A 708-nucleotide genomic window follows, 5' to 3' on the forward strand; every position below is an offset into this window, starting at 1 on the left:
GCCCCGGCACGACGATGGCCTTGAGCGCCTCCCAGCGATTGGCGAAGCCCTCCTCGCGGTCGGCATCGCTCATCGGCGGCCCCATGGCCGGGTTGCGCAGGCAGCGCACCAGCACATAGGCGATGTACGACAGCATCAGGATCACCGCCGGCGTGATGGCCGCGGTAAAGAGATCGGCGATCGACACGCTGGCGATCAGGCCATAGATGATCAGCACGATGGACGGCGGCATCATGGTGCCGAGCGCCCCGCCGGCACACACCACGCCGATCGACAGGTGCTTGTCATAGCCCAGACGCAGCATCTGCGGCAGTGCCAGAATGCCCAGCAGGACGATCTCGCCGCCGATGATTCCCGACAAGGCCGCCAGGAAGAAGGCCACAATGATGGTCTGAATGGCCACGCCACCGGGCAGGCGACCGGCGAAGACCCGCATGGCGTTGAACAGGTCCTTGGCGATGCCCGATCGGTCGAGCAATGACGCCATCAAGACGAACATCGGCACCGCCACCAGCGAGTATTCGGTGACGAAGCCATAGACCCGGCTGGTGACCAGCGGCAGGGCATTGCCGCCGAACCAGCCGAAGGTGAAGACCAGCGCGATCAGGCCGGTAATGAAGGCCAGCGGCAGGCCGGTGACCAAAAGCGCGAAGATGGCCGCGACCATCAACAGCGTGGCATCTGCGATTTCCATCAGGCCATGCCCTC

At 64.7% G+C, this 708-nt stretch carries 1 protein-coding gene; it reads right to left on the reverse strand.

Annotated elements, in window-relative coordinates:
* On the reverse strand, nt 1-694 hold a 694-nt coding region (locus QWY79_RS09135), incomplete at its 3' end, for a TRAP transporter large permease subunit (protein WP_290272029.1).
* Between the last annotated feature and the right edge of the window lie 14 nt (nt 695-708).

The sequence above is a fragment of the Halomonas sabkhae genome (assembly GCF_030409265.1).
Classification (GTDB): domain Bacteria; phylum Pseudomonadota; class Gammaproteobacteria; order Pseudomonadales; family Halomonadaceae; genus Halomonas; species Halomonas halmophila.